We start from the raw sequence: 17493 nt of genomic DNA, 5'->3' as shown, positions 1-17493 counted from the left end.
ATTGGAATGGATGATGGATTAAAGATATAATGGGAGGCTTTATTTTCTGCGTTGTAGAAAAAAACTTTGCAGCATGGTTTTGCACTCTTCTTCGCTGACCCCGCCTATTGTCCAGAATTTGTGATTGGCAAAGGGGAGTTCTGTTCCTTCCAGATTTGAGACAACAGCCCCTGCTCTGGGGTCCGGTGCTCCGAAGACTACTCCTGCAACTCTGGAGTGAATTATTGCTCCTAGGCACATAATGCATGGTTCCAGAGTAACAACCAGAATCGTTCCTCTGGGTAATCGGTAATTACTAAGCGTGTTACAGGCATTGCGGATACATCTTACTTCTGCATGTGCGGTGGGGTCGTTATCGGTGACGGGAGAATTATTTCCAGTGGCAAGCAGCTCTCCTTCGGCAGTAAATAATGCTGCTCCTATTGGAACTTCATCGTTTTGACGGGCTTTGAATCCAGCCCGTATGGCAATATCCATCATTGACCGCCAGGTTTGACCTTGCGGCGGCTCTACTGGAGGATTTCCCCTGATGATGATTTTATTGCTGCTCATAAAAAATAAAAAGGAGAAGGAAGTATTCTCCCTCCTCCTGTTTGTTAAGTTTTTTCTAAGCTAAGAAATCAGTCCGCGTTTAAGGACTGTCAGATACTTTATAAGTCGATGCGAATCGTCGTTAAAAAGTACTTTGGCACATGTAATCTATAATGATTTAATGTAGTTTACGCCACCTTCAAGCAAAGTCAGACCCAGCACGGGAATATCACCTCTGGTCCACTTGGGGTGATTGGTGGGGTGGTTGTATGCTTCAGGATGCGGCATGAGTCCAAGAATGCGTCCGCTCGGGTCGGTAAGACCTGCAATACCAAGGGGAGAACCGTTGGGGTTAGCGGGGTATTCCTGAGTAACGTCACCAGATTCAGCATCAATGTACTGCAGAGCGATGAGATTGTTCTCCACGATTTTATCCATCATGGCATCATCAGCAGGAACAATTTTACCTTCACCGTGGCGAACAGGAACATTAAGGGTGTCAATTTCTTTAGTGAAAACACAAGGAGACGCGGGGTTGGCTTTGAGGTGAACCCAGCGATCTTCGTATTTTGCGGAGTCATTATGACTCAGGGAAACCTGACGTGTAAAATATTCGCCACCGACAGCGGGAAGCAGTCCTAGTTTAACCAGCAGCTGAAATCCATTACAGATGCCGAGAATAATTCCGCCATCGTCAAAGAATTTTTTTATCTGATCTACCAGCGGATGACCGTCGGCAGTCTGGGCATGTTTCCAGCGAAGCGCCGCAGCCTGAGCTGATCCAAGGTCATCTCCATCAAGGAATCCACCTGGAAAAATCAAGAAATTATAACCTTCTAGGGTCTTTTTACCTGCAGTAAGGTCAGAGAAGTAGGTAATGTCTACTTCGTCTGCTCCTGCTTTCTTAGCGGCATGAGCAGATTCGTTTTCACAGTTGGTTCCGTAACCGGTAATGACTAAAACTTTAACGCGAGCCATATATTTTTGTCCTCCAGATGTTGACAATAGAAATATTCAAAGACTATCTAGTCCTTGTTTGAAGAGAGGAACATAATTGCGGGTCAGCTTCCCGTCAACAGTCTATATTCCTCAGGACGTACCGCTAACACATATTTTTTAAGTGGGAAACGCCTGAATAGAGATTGTTTACGGGGTGGGTCTCGTTTTGTGTTTTTTTTGTGATACTGACTTTATTCGCTGTACTTTTTGTATTATGTAGCAGCGATAATTTTAAATAAATAATCCGCCATGGGACGGGAGCATTATGAAAACCAAATTTATTTTCATCACCGGGGGCGTGTTGTCCTCACTGGGTAAAGGTCTGGCAGCCGCATCTATCGGCGCACTTTTGAAAGCAAGAGGTCTGACCGCAACAATTCAGAAGCTTGATCCTTATATTAATGTTGATCCAGGTACAATGAATCCATTTCAGCATGGAGAAGTTTACGTAACTGATGACGGGGCAGAAACCGATCTCGACCTCGGGCATTATGAACGTTATTTAAATGTGCCGCTCAGTCAGAACAATAACTTCACATCCGGCCGCATCTACCATACCGTTATTAATAAAGAACGTCGCGGTGATTATCTCGGTGGTACTGTACAGGTTATCCCCCACATTACGGATGAGATTAAAAATGCTGTTAAAGGTGTTGCTAATGGTGAAGACGTAGCTCTCATTGAGATCGGCGGAACTGTAGGTGATATCGAAGGTCTTCCTTTTCTGGAAGCAATCCGCCAGCTTCGCTCCGAGCTGGGCAGTGAAAATGTCCTTTATATTCATTTGACACTTGTTCCTTACCTGAAAGCTGCCGGTGAAGTAAAAACCAAGCCTACACAGCACAGCGTAAAAGAACTGCGCAGCATCGGTATTCATCCCGACATTATCCTTTGCCGCAGTGAAGTTGAACTGGATGAAGATATCAAACGCAAGATTGCACTTTTCTGTGACGTTGATCGTGATGCAGTTTTTACTGCCGTTGATGTTGCATCCATTTACGAAGTTCCACTAAGTTTTTATCAGGAAGGACTGGATCAGAAGATTGCTATTATGCTTAATCTTCCTGCTAAGAATTGTAACCTTGAGCCATGGAAAAGACTTAACTATAAGCTCCAGAATCCTAAAGGTGAAACCACAATTGCTATTGTAGGTAAATATGTGGATTTGAAAGAAGCTTATAAAAGTCTGCATGAAGCACTTATTCATGGCGGCGTTGCAAATGATGTTAAAGTTAAACTGCGTTACGTTAACTCCGAAGAGATCACCCGTGAAAATGTGAAAGAAAAAATGGCCGGCATTGACGGCGTTCTGGTTCCGGGCGGTTTCGGTTCTCGGGGTGTGGAAGGCAAGATTGCAGCAATTGAATATGCTCGTGTGAACAAAGTGCCTTTCTTCGGTATTTGTCTTGGTATGCAGTGTGCAGTTATTGAATATGCACGTAATGTACTTGGTCTTACTGATGCGAACTCTGAAGAATTCGACAAGCACGGTAAAAATTCAGTTATCTATCTGATGAAAGAATGGTTTGATTACCGCACTGAAAAAACTGAAAGTCGCTGTGAAGAAAGTGATAAGGGCGGAACAATGCGTCTTGGCGCTTACCCCTGTAAAATTGTTGAAGGTACTAAAGCAATGGATGCTTACAGTAAAACAGCAATTCAGGAACGTCATCGTCATCGCTACGAATTTAATAAAGAAAAATTCGCTGACCAGCTTGTTGAAGCAGGTCTGGTACTCAGCGGTCTTTCTCCTGATGAAACTTTGGTTGAAATCGTGGAAGTACCCGATCATCCATGGTTCCTCGGCTGTCAGTTCCATCCGGAATTCAAGTCTACTCCAATGAACGCACATCCTTTGTTCAGGGATTTCATCAAAGCTGCCCGTGACAATAAATAATTTATAAAAATTACAGGCTGCCTGAAAGTATTGTTTATGGTACTTTCAGGCATCCTTTATATTTGGAGGGCAGCATATGACTCCCGATGAATTATATCAGAAAAGTTTACATGGTCCTTTTATTTTAGCCGGGCCGTGTGCTTTGGAAAACATGGACGTTGCCTTGCGGTCTGCAGAAGTGCTGGCAGGTATTGCTGAACGTCTTGATGTTACAGTTATTTTTAAAAGCTCTTTCGACAAAGCTAATCGTACCTCTATCAAATCGTTCAGAGGTCCGGGCATGGAGGAAGGGCTTAAATGGTTGCAGCGTATAAAAGATGAGACCGGTTTACCTGTTGTAACTGATATCCATACCCCGGATCAGGCTGCGCCTGTCGGCGAAGTTGCCGATGTTATACAGATTCCGGCATTCCTGTGCAGACAGACCGATCTGCTGGTTGCCGCAGCTGAAACTGGACGGGTTATTAACGTAAAAAAAGGCCAGTTTCTCGCTCCTCACGAAATGAGCCATGTTGTTGGTAAACTGCGTGAGGCAGGAACAGAGCGTATCTGGCTCACTGAGCGTGGATCAAGTTTCGGCTACAATAATCTTGTTGTGGATATGCGCTCTATGGCAATTATGAAAGAGTTCGGTTGCCCGATCGTTTTTGATGCTACGCACTCTGTACAGCTTCCCGGTGGTCTGGACGGTAAATCCGGCGGACAGCGTGAATTTGTACCTGTTTTGTCGCGTGCAGCAATTGCAGCAGGTGCTTCAGGCGTGTTTATGGAAGTTCATCCTGATCCTGAATGTGCTTTATGCGACGGCCCTAACAGCTGGCCTCTTGAGCGGACTGAAGATTTAATTAAAGATCTGCTTGCCGGATGGAGTGTGAACTATGCCTGCTAAAGAAAATGCTCGCAGAGTTAAATTACTTATTCTCGATGTTGACGGTGTGCTGACTGATGGCGGACTTTATTATGATAAAGACGGTAATGTGAGCAAACGTTTCAACGTGCAGGACGGGCTGGGGATTAAGTTTGCACAGCAGGCAGGAATTGAAGTTGCAGTTATTACCGGACTTAATCATGGCGCTGTTGAAAAGCGGGTGAGCGAGCTTGGGATTACTGAGTATTATCCCGGGCAAAGGGAGAAACTTCCGTTTTATGAGAAGCTGTTGGCAAAAAAAGGTTTGACTGACGAAGAAGTCGCATACATCGGGGATGACTGGATTGATGTTCCGGTTATGAAGCGGGTTGGTCTGCCTATGGCTGTTAAAAATTCTCAACCTGAGCTTTTTGGTGTCAGTAAGTGGATCTCCAGTAAGAAGGGCGGTCATGGAGCTGTAAGAGAAGCTATTTCGTACATTCTGGATGCACAAGGGAAGCTTAGTGAAATCTGGAAAGAGTGGGCAGGCTAAATGGCCCGATTCGGTGCTGTTTTATATTTTATACTAGCCGTGTTTCTCGGACTTGCTGCCGGGACTATTCTTGGCAAGAAGTATGCTTCGTATCCGCATATGGCTCGTGCTCTGGTTGAAAATCCTATTGTGGCAAATCAGAAGAAATCTGATATTTCCGCTGAGGAGATTGAACTTATTCAGGGTACAGGCGGAGATGTGGAGTGGATTCTGAGGGCCGGAAGTGCTGACTATGATCAGGAAAATGGATTGGTCATAGCGGATAAGCCTCGCGTAACATACTATCTGGGGCGTGACCGTAAAGAAGTTTTTGTACGTGCTCTGCATGGTGAAGTCAGTCAGAAAGGTGAGGGGCTGAAACTCTGGGATACCGTGCAAGGCCACTATGGAGACATGCAGCTTAAGTCTGATCGCCTTAATTTTAAGCCTAAAGATAATATGCTTTTTCTGGAAGGTAATGTAAAAGTGCAGAGTCCTTCCGTATACATAATGTCCAAAAGGGTGAAGGTTAATCTTGTCACCCGTGAAATAATGATTGAAGATGGAATGGAAGCACTTATTTCTCCGAATATGGTGGCAATGCCTGAATAAATCATTATGAAAAGAGCATTAAGAAATATAATAGAAGCGAGTAATCATTTGATTAGCACATCTGAAAGAAGTTCATTGTTCCGCAGTCGTTCATTTTCTGTATTTCTACTCCATACATTTGCCTGTATGGTGTTTTTTTTCGCACTTGCCGTAGGCTCTAAGGCTCATGCATATGATAAATCTAAACTTAATGTTACGAAATATATTGCTAATATAAGGGAAACTCCCTCTTTGAAAGCACCTGTCGTATGGGTTCTTTCTCCTGCCGAGGGTTTTTTAGTTGGTAAGGAAAAAAAAGGCTGGCTTCCTGTCTATCCGGCTGCTGATGGAGAATTGAAAAATCCTGTAGGTTATATTTCTAAAAAAGTAGTAATTCCTGTTTCATCAGACTGTCCCCTCGTAGACTGGGGTGATGTCCGTTATCTGGGCAAAGATTTAAAATATTATCTTGAGCGCACAGTAAAATCCTCCACAGGAGGAATGTTTAAAACCGGTGATAAAATTAAGGTCGGTTTTCTTAGGGACGGCTGGTACGCAGTTTTTAAAGCAGACGGAAAAGTTACTTCTGAAGCGGGAGCTTTGGGTTATGTAAAAAAAGAGCAGGTTGACATTGCTCTCGATGATGCCCGCATCCGTTATGCTGTGCGAAAAATTAATGTAATAGAAAAGCCTGTTTCAACTTCTAAGACTGTAGGCATTCTCAGTCCTGGTCATCGAGCTCAGGTTGGAGCTGAAAAGGGTGGAATGTACGCTCTTTATCGTATCGATACTCTTGTAAAGAAAGATACTCCTGTCTGGGGTTATGCATGGGGACCTTTTTTAGCCGCTTATCCTAAAAATCTTGAACAGCAGCAAATGGCCGGTATTGATGCCCGTAAAGCTGAGATTGCAGCCGTTAAACAGAAAAAGATTACGGATGAGGCTATACGTAAAGATAAGCTTGATGCGATGGAAGATGCTATGCAGGAGATTCTCGATGCTCCTGTTGTAACTAAAACCATGTATTCCATGGCGGTACTCAATGTCCGGTCGCAACCCGATGCAAAATCTCTCATAGTTGACAAGTTGGAGCAAGGTGATGCTGTTACTGTAGGTGCTCAGGAAGGTAAATGGTACCCTGTATTTAAAACTGTAAAAGGGCAGGAGGCTAAACGCATAGGTTATGTTTATGGAACATATCTGCAATCCCAGGCTCCTGCGGAAAAGAAAAAAGATACTCCGGTAAAGAGAAAGCCCGCAGGCGGTCCTGATGATGTGCCTATCAAAATTACTTCTACTAAAATGACTTTCAGCGAGAACAATAACAGCATTATTTTTGCCGGTAATGTGAAAGTTGTTCGCCTTGATGTTACCCTTACATCTGATACTTTGACCGCTCACCTGCGACCTGATGGTGATTCCCTTGCCGATACACAGGAAAAGATAAAAAGAATTGTTGCTCAGGGCAATGTTAAGGTTGTCATGAACAAGCGCAAAGGCGATTGTGACAAACTTACTTATATTGTGGCAGATTCCATTATTCTCATGGAAGGTAATGCCAGACTGGAGGATGGTCCTAACCTTGTACAGGGTAACCTTATCAAGTTTTATCTTAAAGAAAACCGCTCTGAAGTTGTTGGTGGCAAGAAGCCTATTGAGGCGATTTTCTATACTCCAAAAAACGTAGGCCCCTAAGCCCCGATCTGTAATATATGGGAATATTATGAATTCAATTGTCGCCAAGAAACTGGTCAAATGTTACGGACCGAAAGAAGTTGTACGCGGTATCAATCTTACCGTGCGTGAAGGCGAAGTTGTGGGATTGCTTGGTCCTAACGGGGCAGGTAAAACTACTACATTTTATATGCTGGTCGGTGTTGTTAAACCTACTTCCGGTGAGGTTTATTACAATAAAAAAACGATTACCAGACTGCCTCTGCATGAGAGAGCCCGTCAGGGAATCAGTTACCTGCCACAGGAAAGTTCTATTTTTAAAAAGCTTTCTGTGCGTAAAAATCTGGAAATTATTATCGAGCATACCGGACTTTCAGGTAAAGCCGTCGGTAAGAGAGCTGATGAATTGCTTGACCAGCTTAATATTCTTCGCCTGGCTGACCAGAAAGCCATGTATCTGTCAGGTGGCGAAAGGAGACGTTTGGAAATAGCTCGGGCTATGATCAACAATCCCAAGTTCATCCTTCTCGATGAACCATTTGCTGGGATCGACCCTATCGCGGTAATTGATATTCAGGATATTATTTCCAGCCTTAAAGATATGGGGCTGGGTATTCTTATTTCTGACCATAACGTCCGTGAGACACTCTCCATTTGTGATCGGGCCTATCTGGTATACGAGGGTAGGGTTATTCTCAACGGTTCACCTGAGAGTATTGTGAAGAATACCAAAGCCAGACGTCTTTATCTGGGTGACAGTTTCAGTTTATAAGCTACACTGCTATAGAAATGTGGATATTTTTAATGCCGGATTCCTGTTGGAATTCGGCATTTTTTTGCTAGTTTTTATTAATTTTGTCATTGCTGATTTACAGTTTTGAAGAACATTGGTACACTTTTTTCATATGTCTTAATGTAAATTAAAAAAGTCAGTAATTACAGATAAATCTGTACAACTTGTTGCAAGCTGCAAAGTAGTGTGGCATACTTTAGATAAGCCCATAGAGTAGTGAAGAGCAAATTTATAAAGGGCTGACTTAGTTTTTTTTGCCGAAAATTATTTCTAATTGAATATATTGTATTAAATTACGAAGGTGGCGGACATTTATGGGGTTGGAACTTAGACAACAATTAAAGCTTACTCAGCAACTGGTGATGACTCCTCAGTTGCAGCAGGCAATCAAGTTGTTGCAGCTTTCCAGATTGGAGTTAGTTGATTCCGTTCATCAGGAACTAATGGAAAATCCGATCCTTGAGGAAGCAGAGGCAGCTGAAAGAACTGATTCTCCTGATGCTGATGCCGGAACAGCAACAGCTGAAGATGCTCAGATTTCCAAAGATGCTGACTGGGAAAATTATCTCGGTGAGTTTTCAAGTACTTCCAAGCAGTCATCATCACGTGAATCAGAAGCATTTGAAGACGGAATGTCTTTTGAGTCACGATTGACCAAGTCAACTTCTCTTGATGGACATTTGAGCTGGCAGATGTGTTTATCTGATTTTACTGAAAAGGAAGTGGCCATTGGCGACTGCATTATTGGTAATCTTAGCTCAGGTGGCTTTTTAAGGATTGAGTTGGAAGAAGTCTGTGAAACGTGTTATGCTGAAATCGAAGAAGTTGAAGAGGTTCTGCATAGGATACAAAGATTCGACCCTGTGGGGGTGGCTGCACGTACTCCTCAGGAATGTTTACTGATTCAAATGGAAGTGCTTAAGCTTGATGATGATCCTATTCTGGTCTCACTTGTACGGGATCATCTGGATGATCTGGAAAAGAAGCGGTATAAGCCTCTGGCCCGTAAATTCAAGCTTAGTATGGAAGATTTAAAGAGTTATCTTGACTTGATGCAGATACTTGATCCTTTACCCGGAGCAAGTTTTTCAGGCGGAGACTCTTTCTATGTCAGCCCTGATGCTTATGTTTATGAATATGATGGTGATTTTGTCATAGTTTTAAACGAAGACGGTCTTCCAAAGTTGCAGATGAATGCATTTTATGTGGAGACACTGGCATCCACTAAGGGAGAGGATAAGGAATATTTTCAGGAAAAGATGCGCTCGGCGCAGTGGCTCATGAAGAGCCTGTATCAGAGGCAGAGAACCCTGTATAAGGTCCTGGAATCCATAGTAAGATTTCAACGAGGTTTTTTTTCAGAAGGTGTTACAAAGTTAAAACCGCTTATTTTGAAGGAGGTTGCCGAAGATATTGAGATGCATGAATCTACGGTGAGCCGCATCACTACAAATAAGTATGTGTCGACACCTCACGGGATCTTTGAACTTAAATTTTTCTTTAACAGTGCTCTCGGTCTTGATGATGGTTCTCAGGTCGGTTCTGAATCTGTAAAAGCAACGATCAAAAAATTGATCAGTGAAGAAAACAGTAAGAAACCCATCAGTGACGAAAAAATTGCTGAATTGCTTAAACAGCAGCTTGAAGTCAACATCGCGAGAAGGACTGTAGCCAAGTACAGGACTGCAATGGGAATCCTGTCCTCGTCCAAGAGGAAAAAGGTTTTCTAATGTAAGTCCGGAGAACAAGCATATTCACCCATTACGAAGGAGGCTCTTTATGAACATTGTATTTACCTTTAAGAACTTCGACGCATCTGAACATCTGAAGGAATATGCAAACACTCGATTCTCCAAGCTTGTCAAGTTTGTAACAAACCCTGATAACACTGAAATGCAGGTGAATCTTTCAGTGGAGAAGTTCAGGCATGTTGCAGAAGTTGTGTTGAGCTCTGATCATTTGCAGATCTCTGCATATGAGGTGTCCGAGGACATGTATTCCACCGTGGATATGGTTCTGGACAAGCTCGAAGCCCAGCTTCGCCGCGCACGTGAAAAGATGAGGAGTCATAGACGTAAGGAAGATATTCCTGCTCGTATGGACGTTTTGAGCTATGCGGAAGAAGACGTTTACAGAGAACCTGTAATTGTTGAATCAGATTCCTTTGTGCCTAAGCCCATGAGTATTGATGAAGCTGCTGAGCAGCTCCAGTCTCTTGATCATGAGTTCCTTGTTTTCAGAAATGCGGATAACGAAGCTATTAATGTAATATACCGTCGTAATAACGGCGACTTCGGTTTGATTGACCCGGGATACTAACTGATGAATATAAGTGATAATCTGGTAAAGGATCTGGTTATTTATGAACTGCAAAGCTCTGAAAAGGCTGAAGTTCTAAAGGAAATGGTTTCCGCTCTTGAAGGCACAGGTCTTGAAATTGACGTGGATGAAGCCATGCGGGTCCTGATTGATCGTGAAAAACTTGGAACAACCGGTATAGGGGATGGCATAGCCATCCCCCACGGAAAACTGGAATGTCTTGAAGAAATTGTTGTAATTGTCGGCAGATCTGCTGATGGTGTCGATTTTGACTCGTTGGACATGAAACAGTGCAAAATATTTTTTATGGTTCTGGCTCCTGAACAGGGAGCCGGAACTCATTTAAAAGTATTGGCACAAATATCACGGCAGCTTAAAGATGAAGCATTTCGGCAGGCATTTATAAATACCAATGATAAAGATGAATTGCTGAAGCTGCTAGGCCTCAACTGATTCCAGTGAATAAGTTTTAATATAATTAGCAATGAACGAAAGTCATTGCTAATTTACTTTGCGGGCTTATAAACTTCTTTACAAAAGCTGGGAAATGTAAGCAACTGCTTATTTAGTTTCTATACGGATGATTGACTTAAGCTGGATCAAAATACAAATATCATGACTATGTTGAGGAGTAATTTAGGTGGAAAATATTGATTCATTTCCAGTCATAGTTGTAAGTGGACTTTCTGGGGCCGGTAAGTCGACTGTTCTTAAAGTTTTTGAAGATCTCCGTTTTTTCTGTGTTGATGGTCTGCCGGGCAGCATGCTTCCCAGAATGGTAAAAATGTTTTCATGCCAGGGTGGTTTGTATAAAGGTTTAGTACTGGGCATGGATCTACGGCAGATGGAGTTTACAGAAGAATGGCATACAGCATGTGAAGAACTGGCACGCGACGGTATTAAGCCAAGTCTTCTATTTCTTGAAGCAAGACTTCCGGAACTGGTCCGGAGGTATGCAACTACACGTCGCCTGCATCCTCTTGAGTCAAAGCAGATAGGTCTTGAACAGGCTCTTGAAGAAGAGAAAAGACTGCTTGAGCCTCTCCGCACCCAGGCTGATGTAGTTTTAGACACAACTACGTATTCTATCCACGATCTGCGTCGTAGAATTCAGGAAAAATGGTCAACTCTGACTGAAAAATCATTTGGACTGCGTGTGCATGTAATGTCTTTCGGCTTTAAGCATGATGTCCCGACGGCTGCAGATATGGTAATGGATCTTCGCTTTTTGCCTAACCCGTATTTCGACTTGAATCTCCGGCCTTTGTCCGGTCAGGATAAAGCTATTGCGGATTATGTTCTCGACACGGAACCCGGTTCAATTTTTATTGAGAAATATCTCGATTTCCTTCAATATGTGCTTCCTCTGTATGAGGAAGAGGGAAGGTACAGACTGACTATTGCAGTTGGCTGTACAGGGGGCAGACACCGTTCCGTGGCAACCGCTGAAAGGATATTTGCCACACTTAAAGATAACGGGTACTCTGTTTCTCTTGAACATAAGCATATTCATTTAAAGTAATCTGTCATTTTTGACTTCGCACTATATTGGGATATTTGATGGGCAAAGAATCTAGTAAAATCGGAATAGTACTGGTTACTCATGGTAACTTTGGAAAATCGCTGATCGAAGCCGCTGAACTTATTGTCGGGCCTCAGGATTTTATACTGTCACTGAGTGTTGATGTCTCGCAAGGCATTGATGCAGCTGTGGAGTCTCTTAAATCCAATATTGCAGAGGTTTCAAACGGTGTCGGTGTATTGATTTTGACTGATATGTTCGGCGGAACCCCAACCAATCTGAGTCTTTCGCTGCTGCATGATGATGTCGAGGTGGTGACGGGCGTAAGTCTGCCTATGCTGCTTAAGGCATTGCAGAAACGTAATGAGTCTTTGCAGGTTATGGCCGAAGAAGTCAGTAAAGCCGGAACCAAGGGTATTGTCATTGCAGGTGAAATGCTGCGAAAACGAACTTCGAAGGGTTAGTTATGCAGTGGGTGCGAATAGATAATAGACTTGTCCACGGACAAATTATTGAAACATGGCTGCCCTATACACATGCCAAGAATATTATTGTGGCAAACGATGCAGTTGCGGAGGATACATTGCAGCAGCAGATTATGTCTCTGGCAATTCCACAATCCATAAATTGTTCGTTTTCTACGGTTGAAGGGCTTCAAGATAAACTTATGACTGTTGGTGACTGTTCTGGTGGCATGATAGTTCTTTTTTCCTCTTGTGCCGATGTCCGCAGAGCTCTTGATCACGGATTTCACTTCAACTCTATTAATATCGGTAATATTCATTACGGTCCCGGAAAAAAACAAATCTCCCCAAGCGTAGCTCTCAGTTCAGATGACGAGTCCTGCCTGCATTATTTTAAAGGACGCGGGATTGAACTTGATTTTCGCTGCGTACCTAATGATCCTGTTCAGGTGAGGTTTTTATGATTTTTCTGCAAGGACTGGCATTACCTTTTTCTGCGTGGGTTGCGTTAATCGGTTTTTTTTTGCTGTTTTTTCACTTTTCCGTTTTACAATAAATCCCGGTCTGCTTGAACGGCCTCTGGTTGTTGGAGCCTTATGGGGTGCGGTAACCGGAGACGTGGCTACAAGTCTTAAGATTGCTGTCTTCTTTGAGCTTTTCTGGTTGGATAATATTCCTGCCGGAACTTACATTCCACCACATATACTTGCTTCTACTTTTGCAGCACTAGCTCTCACTACTTCTTTTGCTTTTACCGAAGCCAGACAGGTTATGATTATTATTCTTGCCTGCTTGCCATTAGCAAGAATTGGCGCATGGCTCGACTCCTCTCTAAGGTCTTGGCATAACAGGGGGTACCATAGATTACTCAACTGGGCGCGCCGCGGAAAAACCGGAGAATCAGTACCTGCCAATCTGGTTTTACAATCTATTTTAAGAACATTTGCAACTTCTTGGCTTTTTTTCTGGACAAGTACCATAATCCTTCATTATATGCTTTGTATATTTTTTCACAAATGGGGCCCTGTGGTCGCCGGTGTGGATATGAAATGGTCTTTTTTATGGATTGCTGCCAGTCTTGGAGGCCTTTTGGGGCTGAGATTGCGTAAAGCATACGCTACATTCGTCTTCGGCGTTGTTTTTTTCGGCTTTATCATCCTTGCTGGGATCGTATGACTTGGCATCGAAAGAAGATTGTGATAGAAGACACAAGCTCATTTAAGCTACCATATTTTGAGGAGGAATTTAATTATGGCTATTATTGCTGTTGGACACAAAAACCCTGATACCGATACAATTGCATCTGCAATTGCAATCGCAGACCTCTGGTCCAAGGTCAAAGAAGAAACTAAAGCTGTTGCACAGGGCGAAATCGCTCCTGAAACTGCTTTTGTACTGGAAAAATTCGGTTGCGCTGCTCCCGAAATCATGACCGACGCTACTGATCAGAAAGTCATCCTTGTTGACCATTCTGACCTGTCTCAGTCCATGGACAACCTTGGTAAGGGTGAAGTTGTAGCAGTTGTTGACCATCACAAACTTGGTGATGTAACTACTCCCAATCCCCTCGAAATGTGGGTATGGCCTGTTGGTTGCACCGGTACTGTTATCACTGCAATGTACAAATTCTACAATGTAGAAGTTCCTAAAAACATTGCTGGCATACTTCTCTGTGCTATCCTGTCCGATACCGTAATGTTTAAGTCCGTTACCTGCACAGAAGCTGATAAAGCTGCTGTTGCTGATCTGGCTAAAATTGCAGGTGTTGCAGATGTTATGGCTCTCGGAATGGAAATGTTCAATGTTAAGTCTGCTGTTGCAGGTGCTTCCATGAACGACCTCATCTTCCGTGATTACAAAGATTTCGATATGTCCGGCAAAAAAGTCGGTATTGGCCAGCTTGAAGTTGTTGACCTCTCTGTTTTCGACACAATCAAAGGTGACCTGTACGCTGAACTTGAAAAAGTTAAAGCTGACGGTCGTCACAGCTGTTTTCTGCTGCTTACCGACATCATGAAAGAAGGTTCCGAAATGCTTATCGTTTCTGACGATCCTTCTGTTGTTGAAAAAGCATTCGGTGTTGCTCCTGAAGGTACCAAAGTATACCTCGAAGGCGTAATGTCCCGCAAAAAACAAGTTGTACCTAACTTCGAGAAAGCTTTCTCCGCATAGTTAAGTATAATTAAGGCTTATTTAAATCCGGCAGAGTTACTTCTGCCGGATTTTTTTTGTCAAAAAATTGAATTATAATTTAATTTCGCTGGTTGATTTTATCCAAGATATTTTTTACGATAATAATTACTGTTTATGAATATGTCAGTTAGCTTGCAATAAAGTCATGGAATAAAAATTGCTAGTTTTATAATGATATTGGGAGCATATTTATTTGTCTGGTACTGTCAGAGGTTTTAATGTAAAGATACAAAGGATATTATGAATATTACTTTACTTTGTTACGCAACTTTTGCTGCTAAGAGCCCTGAAAATTCAGATAATTTTCCTGTAAATGCAGGTGAGACAGTAGGTGATGTACTTGAAAGAATAGGTATTCCTATTGATGAAGTTAAAATAGTATTTATTAATGGTAGATCTTCAAGTTTTGATGCGCCACTAGCAGCCGGCGATAGGGTCGGTGTTTTTCCAGCTGTTGGTGGTGGTTGATTTTATTTGTTAATTATGGGGAGGGGTTTAATATGACAAGGTTAATTAAGGTTTTTATTCTGAGCACAGTTATTTGTTTGTTTGTGGCTTCTATTGCCAGTGCTTCAACTATAAAATCTGATACTCTAGCGAATGAACTTTCCAGTGTTCACACAATGCAGTTTTGGGTAAATGATCAGAACGTTGATTTCAAGAGCATCAAGTTCGATAAGCATTCTGCGAAAGGATGGACATGGAAGTTTGCTGATGATTCTAAGACCAGTGTGCTGTTTACTGGGCCCGAAGCAGGCGTTAAGGATGTTTTCTCTTCTATTCAGTTTACCGCTCCAAGTTCCAGGACAAAGTTCGATGTTGAGTGGGCTGAAATCAGTAAGCTTTCAACTATAACCGGTACTATGTCTTATAATACTTTCAACAAGAAGAATTGGACATACTCTACAGGTGAGATCAGTCACGCTCCGACTCCTATACCGGGCGCAGTGTTGATTTTCGGATGTGGACTTTCACTTCTGGCATTTGTCAGACGCAGGTTTTCAATTAGTTAAATTCTGTTTTTTAAATTGATAATAAAAGGTCGGAAAATTCCGGCCTTTTTTGTTTTCTTAGTACCTGAATTTTGACAAAAAAAATTTAAATATTATTTATGATATTGCTAAGCAAAAAATTGCATGATATCGGCTTAGCCGTTCAGGTATCCATATAAATAGCCTGAAGGAGGAAATCATGGGCAGTCGTTGCCTTTTAAAATCAAAAATACATAGAGCCACCATTACCGATGCAAATGTCGATTATGAGGGGTCTATTTCTATTGATGTAGATCTTTTGGAACAGGCGGGGATTCTCCCGTATGAAAGAGTAGATGTTCTTAACGTCAACAACGGAGAGAGACTTACCACCTACGCTATTGAAGGTGGGCCGGGTGAGTTCTGTCTTAACGGTGCTGCCGCCCATAAAGGGGAGGTGGGGCAGAAAATTATCATATGCACTTACAGCTGGCTCGATGAAGATGAGCTTGCGTTGCATAAGCCGAAGGTTATCCTGCTGGGCGATGGTAACAAGGTCAAGAAAGCTTAATTGCTCAATTTAAAAGGCGCGGAATTCCGCGCCTTTTTTTTATTTCAGTATTACTATATATTGTATGCTACCAAGGGAGGTAAGATGAAAAACAAATTATTAGTAGGTATTATCGGACTTGCTTTTGCCGCAGGGTGTACCCCTGCTGTTAAAATGCAGTCTATACCTGTTTCAACGAATCCTATGGGGGCAACAGTGTATGCTGACGGTAAAGTTGCATGTACTGCTCCATGTACAGTCGATTTGCCGCGTAATGCAGACCATATCCTTACAATTACTAAAGATCAGTTTCAGCAGCAGGATGTGGTTATTAAGCGTGTTTATCAGCAGGAGAAGGTTATGATGAATGCAGTGTCTCAAGGCATGCAGTCATCATCAACTGCTTTTGGGGATAAAGCGGCCTGGGGCGTGATGCAGGGTGTTAATTCAATAGATTCACAAGAGCAGAGTGGAGATGCCTACGTTTTGTCGCCGTCAGCTGTGTCAGTGCGCCTTATACCTTTATCTGGTAGGGCAGATTATCTTACAGGATCAGTTTCACCTGATATCCGGAGTCTGACAGATACAGATCGCTCTGAAATCAGCTATATACTGGAAAATATGAAACCGGACGCTCGGTTTAACTGGACTAATGCTCAGACTAAAATAAAATATGTAGTCAGAGCAGGAAAATCACTTCCCGGATATAACAAACCGACCCGTTCTTTCCTCCTGAAAATGACTGCTAATGGTGAAACTACTAATTATGATGCCAAAGCCAGTCGCGTTGCGGACGGTAAGTGGCAGATTTTAGGAAATGGTGCTTCTACATCAATGATAACAGGAGAAGATTCCAATATAGACGCTGCTGCTCCTGCCAAAATGAAATCTGAAGATTTTCTGAAAGACGCAGTAGAAGCCGGTGCCATGGCGATTCCGACTGTTCATGGCGGTGTGACCGGGAAGAGTGGGTCTTCCAGTGAGTCGTTTAATGATGGTACTTACACGAAGAAGTCTTCTGAAACGAAAGTAAAAGCTGGAGTAAGTATAAATCCGGAGAAAGCAGTAGAAGCTTTGGATACATTATTAGGTGACTAGTTTTTTTGATAGAATTCCTTAATGCTCGGATAATAAATCTGAGCCTTATGTGTTATTCTAATAGATATTGCTGTCGGCCCTAGTGTATATATAAGAGGTAAAGAATCACCTTTGCCTCTTATATAATTTTGATTCTTAGGTTCCTTGAAAACATCAACCCCTGTAATTAAGCCATTTTCACTTCCAATGTTGCAGATATATAACAAATAATTCAAAAAGCAGTTGACGTGGCGGTGTGTTTTATCTAGAACCTCTTTCTCGGCTGAGTGCGGCCTTAAGTGGCACAGCGCAGCTGAGATTTTTTTTGACTGACCGGTCATAAAACGGTTGACTTCTGGATCGGGTTCACATAGTTTCCCAATCCGCACTGAGCGAAAACGCAAGGTGTTGAGATCATTGAATAAAAGTTTAATTGAGCAGCAGGCTGAGCGGATATCTTGAATAGATGACGCGAGCTGGTTTCGGAAGGTTTTGCTGGACGGAGCTCGGAAAAAAAAACTTTTAAAAAGTGA

The 17493-nt window shown here is 42.6% G+C and carries 20 protein-coding genes; 18 read left to right on the top strand and 2 right to left on the bottom strand.

The genetic code is table 11. The annotated features are described in order from the left end of the window. Positions 1–39 precede the first annotated feature (39 nt). Both H589_RS0110215 and H589_RS0110210 read right to left on the bottom strand, forming a co-directional pair. Positions 40–477, bottom strand: coding sequence for a nucleoside deaminase (locus tag H589_RS0110215; RefSeq protein WP_425411458.1), 438 nt, complete (start codon positions 475–477; stop codon positions 40–42). Between the two features lie 222 nt (positions 478–699). Further along, the gene (locus H589_RS0110210; protein WP_027721914.1) at positions 700–1509 is read right to left on the bottom strand and encodes a phosphoribosylformylglycinamidine synthase subunit PurQ; all 810 of its coding nucleotides are present in this window, start codon (positions 1507–1509) and stop codon (positions 700–702) included. Between the two features lie 286 nt (positions 1510–1795). On the opposite strand from H589_RS0110210, the gene H589_RS0110205 reads away from it, so the two are divergent. The 18 genes from H589_RS0110205 (at position 1796) to H589_RS0110120 (ending at position 16981) form a co-directional block, all read left to right on the top strand. Continuing rightward, the gene (locus H589_RS0110205) at positions 1796–3427 is read left to right on the top strand and encodes a CTP synthase (RefSeq protein WP_027721913.1); all 1632 of its coding nucleotides are present in this window, start codon (positions 1796–1798) and stop codon (positions 3425–3427) included. A 76-nt stretch (positions 3428–3503) separates the two neighbouring features. Beyond that, positions 3504–4316 carry a 3-deoxy-8-phosphooctulonate synthase gene (gene kdsA / locus H589_RS0110200; RefSeq protein ID WP_027721912.1) on the top strand — a complete coding sequence of 271 codons (813 nt, stop codon included), beginning with the start codon at positions 3504–3506 and terminating at the stop codon, positions 4314–4316. Further along, positions 4306–4827 (top strand): KdsC family phosphatase, encoded by a 522-nt coding sequence (locus tag H589_RS0110195; protein ID WP_027721911.1) that lies wholly within the window; start codon positions 4306–4308, stop codon positions 4825–4827. Before kdsA ends, H589_RS0110195 begins: the two co-directional genes overlap by 11 nt. After that, complete coding sequence (gene lptC, locus H589_RS0110190; protein WP_027721910.1) at positions 4828–5418, top strand: LPS export ABC transporter periplasmic protein LptC; 591 nt, start codon at positions 4828–4830, stop codon at positions 5416–5418. 48 nt (positions 5419–5466) lie between these two features. Beyond that, a complete protein-coding gene (locus H589_RS0110185; protein WP_027721909.1) occupies positions 5467–7092 on the top strand; it encodes an LptA/OstA family protein in 1626 nt (541 codons plus the stop codon). Between the two features lie 28 nt (positions 7093–7120). Next, positions 7121–7843 carry an LPS export ABC transporter ATP-binding protein gene (lptB, locus tag H589_RS0110180; RefSeq protein ID WP_027721908.1) on the top strand — a complete coding sequence of 241 codons (723 nt, stop codon included), beginning with the start codon at positions 7121–7123 and terminating at the stop codon, positions 7841–7843. 335 nt (positions 7844–8178) lie between these two features. Next, a complete protein-coding gene (gene rpoN / locus H589_RS0110175) occupies positions 8179–9594 on the top strand; it encodes an RNA polymerase factor sigma-54 (protein ID WP_027721907.1) in 1416 nt (471 codons plus the stop codon). A 49-nt stretch (positions 9595–9643) separates the two neighbouring features. Then, the gene (gene hpf / locus H589_RS0110170) at positions 9644–10183 is read left to right on the top strand and encodes a ribosome hibernation-promoting factor, HPF/YfiA family (protein WP_027721906.1); all 540 of its coding nucleotides are present in this window, start codon (positions 9644–9646) and stop codon (positions 10181–10183) included. Between the two features lie 3 nt (positions 10184–10186). Beyond that, entirely contained in the window at positions 10187–10636 is a 450-nt protein-coding gene (locus H589_RS0110165; RefSeq protein ID WP_027721905.1) for a PTS sugar transporter subunit IIA, read from the top strand. Between the two features lie 187 nt (positions 10637–10823). Further along, complete coding sequence (rapZ, locus tag H589_RS0110160; protein WP_027721904.1) at positions 10824–11705, top strand: RNase adapter RapZ; 882 nt, start codon at positions 10824–10826, stop codon at positions 11703–11705. Between the two features lie 38 nt (positions 11706–11743). Further along, the gene (locus H589_RS0110155; protein WP_027721903.1) at positions 11744–12169 is read left to right on the top strand and encodes a PTS sugar transporter subunit IIA; all 426 of its coding nucleotides are present in this window, start codon (positions 11744–11746) and stop codon (positions 12167–12169) included. Positions 12170–12171: 2 nt separating this feature from the next. Next, positions 12172–12633 (top strand): PTS sugar transporter subunit IIB, encoded by a 462-nt coding sequence (locus tag H589_RS0110150; RefSeq protein WP_027721902.1) that lies wholly within the window; start codon positions 12172–12174, stop codon positions 12631–12633. Between the two features lie 34 nt (positions 12634–12667). Continuing rightward, complete coding sequence (locus tag H589_RS0110145) at positions 12668–13345, top strand: PTS sugar transporter subunit IIC (RefSeq protein WP_027721901.1); 678 nt, start codon at positions 12668–12670, stop codon at positions 13343–13345. Positions 13346–13420: 75 nt separating this feature from the next. Beyond that, entirely contained in the window at positions 13421–14341 is a 921-nt protein-coding gene (locus H589_RS0110140; protein ID WP_027721900.1) for a manganese-dependent inorganic pyrophosphatase, read from the top strand. 261 nt (positions 14342–14602) lie between these two features. After that, positions 14603–14830, top strand: a complete 228-nt coding sequence (locus tag H589_RS0110135; RefSeq protein ID WP_027721899.1) for a MoaD/ThiS family protein — start codon at positions 14603–14605, stop codon at positions 14828–14830. A 32-nt stretch (positions 14831–14862) separates the two neighbouring features. Next, entirely contained in the window at positions 14863–15375 is a 513-nt protein-coding gene (locus H589_RS0110130) for a PEP-CTERM domain protein (RefSeq protein WP_027721898.1), read from the top strand. A 178-nt stretch (positions 15376–15553) separates the two neighbouring features. Continuing rightward, positions 15554–15904 carry an aspartate 1-decarboxylase gene (gene panD, locus H589_RS0110125; RefSeq protein WP_027721897.1) on the top strand — a complete coding sequence of 117 codons (351 nt, stop codon included), beginning with the start codon at positions 15554–15556 and terminating at the stop codon, positions 15902–15904. Positions 15905–15988: 84 nt separating this feature from the next. After that, positions 15989–16981: a PEGA domain-containing protein gene (locus H589_RS0110120; RefSeq protein WP_027721896.1), complete on the top strand. Its 993-nt coding sequence runs from the start codon at positions 15989–15991 to the stop codon at positions 16979–16981. Positions 16982–17493: the final 512 nt, after the last annotated feature.

This window comes from Maridesulfovibrio zosterae DSM 11974, from assembly GCF_000425265.1.
GTDB classification, from domain to species: Bacteria; Desulfobacterota; Desulfovibrionia; order Desulfovibrionales; family Desulfovibrionaceae; genus Maridesulfovibrio; species Maridesulfovibrio zosterae.
Note: the sequence above shows the minus strand (reverse complement) of the source record. Positions and strands in the feature narration are given on the sequence as shown.

Excerpts from the sequence above, each read along its gene's own strand:
- H589_RS0110215 (WP_425411458.1), bottom strand. The coding sequence starts at position 477 with ATGGATATTGCCATACGGGCTGGATTCAAAGCCCGTCAAAACGATGAA.
- H589_RS0110210 (WP_027721914.1), bottom strand. The coding sequence starts at position 1,509 with ATGGCTCGCGTTAAAGTTTTAGTCATTACCGGTTACGGAACCAACTGT.
- H589_RS0110205 (WP_027721913.1), top strand. The coding sequence starts at position 1,796 with ATGAAAACCAAATTTATTTTCATCACCGGGGGCGTGTTGTCCTCACTG.
- kdsA (WP_027721912.1), top strand. The coding sequence starts at position 3,504 with ATGACTCCCGATGAATTATATCAGAAAAGTTTACATGGTCCTTTTATT.
- H589_RS0110195 (WP_027721911.1), top strand. The coding sequence starts at position 4,306 with ATGCCTGCTAAAGAAAATGCTCGCAGAGTTAAATTACTTATTCTCGAT.
- lptC (WP_027721910.1), top strand. The coding sequence starts at position 4,828 with ATGGCCCGATTCGGTGCTGTTTTATATTTTATACTAGCCGTGTTTCTC.
- lptB (WP_027721908.1), top strand. The coding sequence starts at position 7,121 with ATGAATTCAATTGTCGCCAAGAAACTGGTCAAATGTTACGGACCGAAA.
- rpoN (WP_027721907.1), top strand. The coding sequence starts at position 8,179 with ATGGGGTTGGAACTTAGACAACAATTAAAGCTTACTCAGCAACTGGTG.
- hpf (WP_027721906.1), top strand. The coding sequence starts at position 9,644 with ATGAACATTGTATTTACCTTTAAGAACTTCGACGCATCTGAACATCTG.
- H589_RS0110165 (WP_027721905.1), top strand. The coding sequence starts at position 10,187 with ATGAATATAAGTGATAATCTGGTAAAGGATCTGGTTATTTATGAACTG.
- H589_RS0110155 (WP_027721903.1), top strand. The coding sequence starts at position 11,744 with ATGGGCAAAGAATCTAGTAAAATCGGAATAGTACTGGTTACTCATGGT.
- H589_RS0110150 (WP_027721902.1), top strand. The coding sequence starts at position 12,172 with ATGCAGTGGGTGCGAATAGATAATAGACTTGTCCACGGACAAATTATT.
- H589_RS0110140 (WP_027721900.1), top strand. The coding sequence starts at position 13,421 with ATGGCTATTATTGCTGTTGGACACAAAAACCCTGATACCGATACAATT.
- H589_RS0110135 (WP_027721899.1), top strand. The coding sequence starts at position 14,603 with ATGAATATTACTTTACTTTGTTACGCAACTTTTGCTGCTAAGAGCCCT.
- H589_RS0110130 (WP_027721898.1), top strand. The coding sequence starts at position 14,863 with ATGACAAGGTTAATTAAGGTTTTTATTCTGAGCACAGTTATTTGTTTG.
- panD (WP_027721897.1), top strand. The coding sequence starts at position 15,554 with ATGGGCAGTCGTTGCCTTTTAAAATCAAAAATACATAGAGCCACCATT.
- H589_RS0110120 (WP_027721896.1), top strand. The coding sequence starts at position 15,989 with ATGAAAAACAAATTATTAGTAGGTATTATCGGACTTGCTTTTGCCGCA.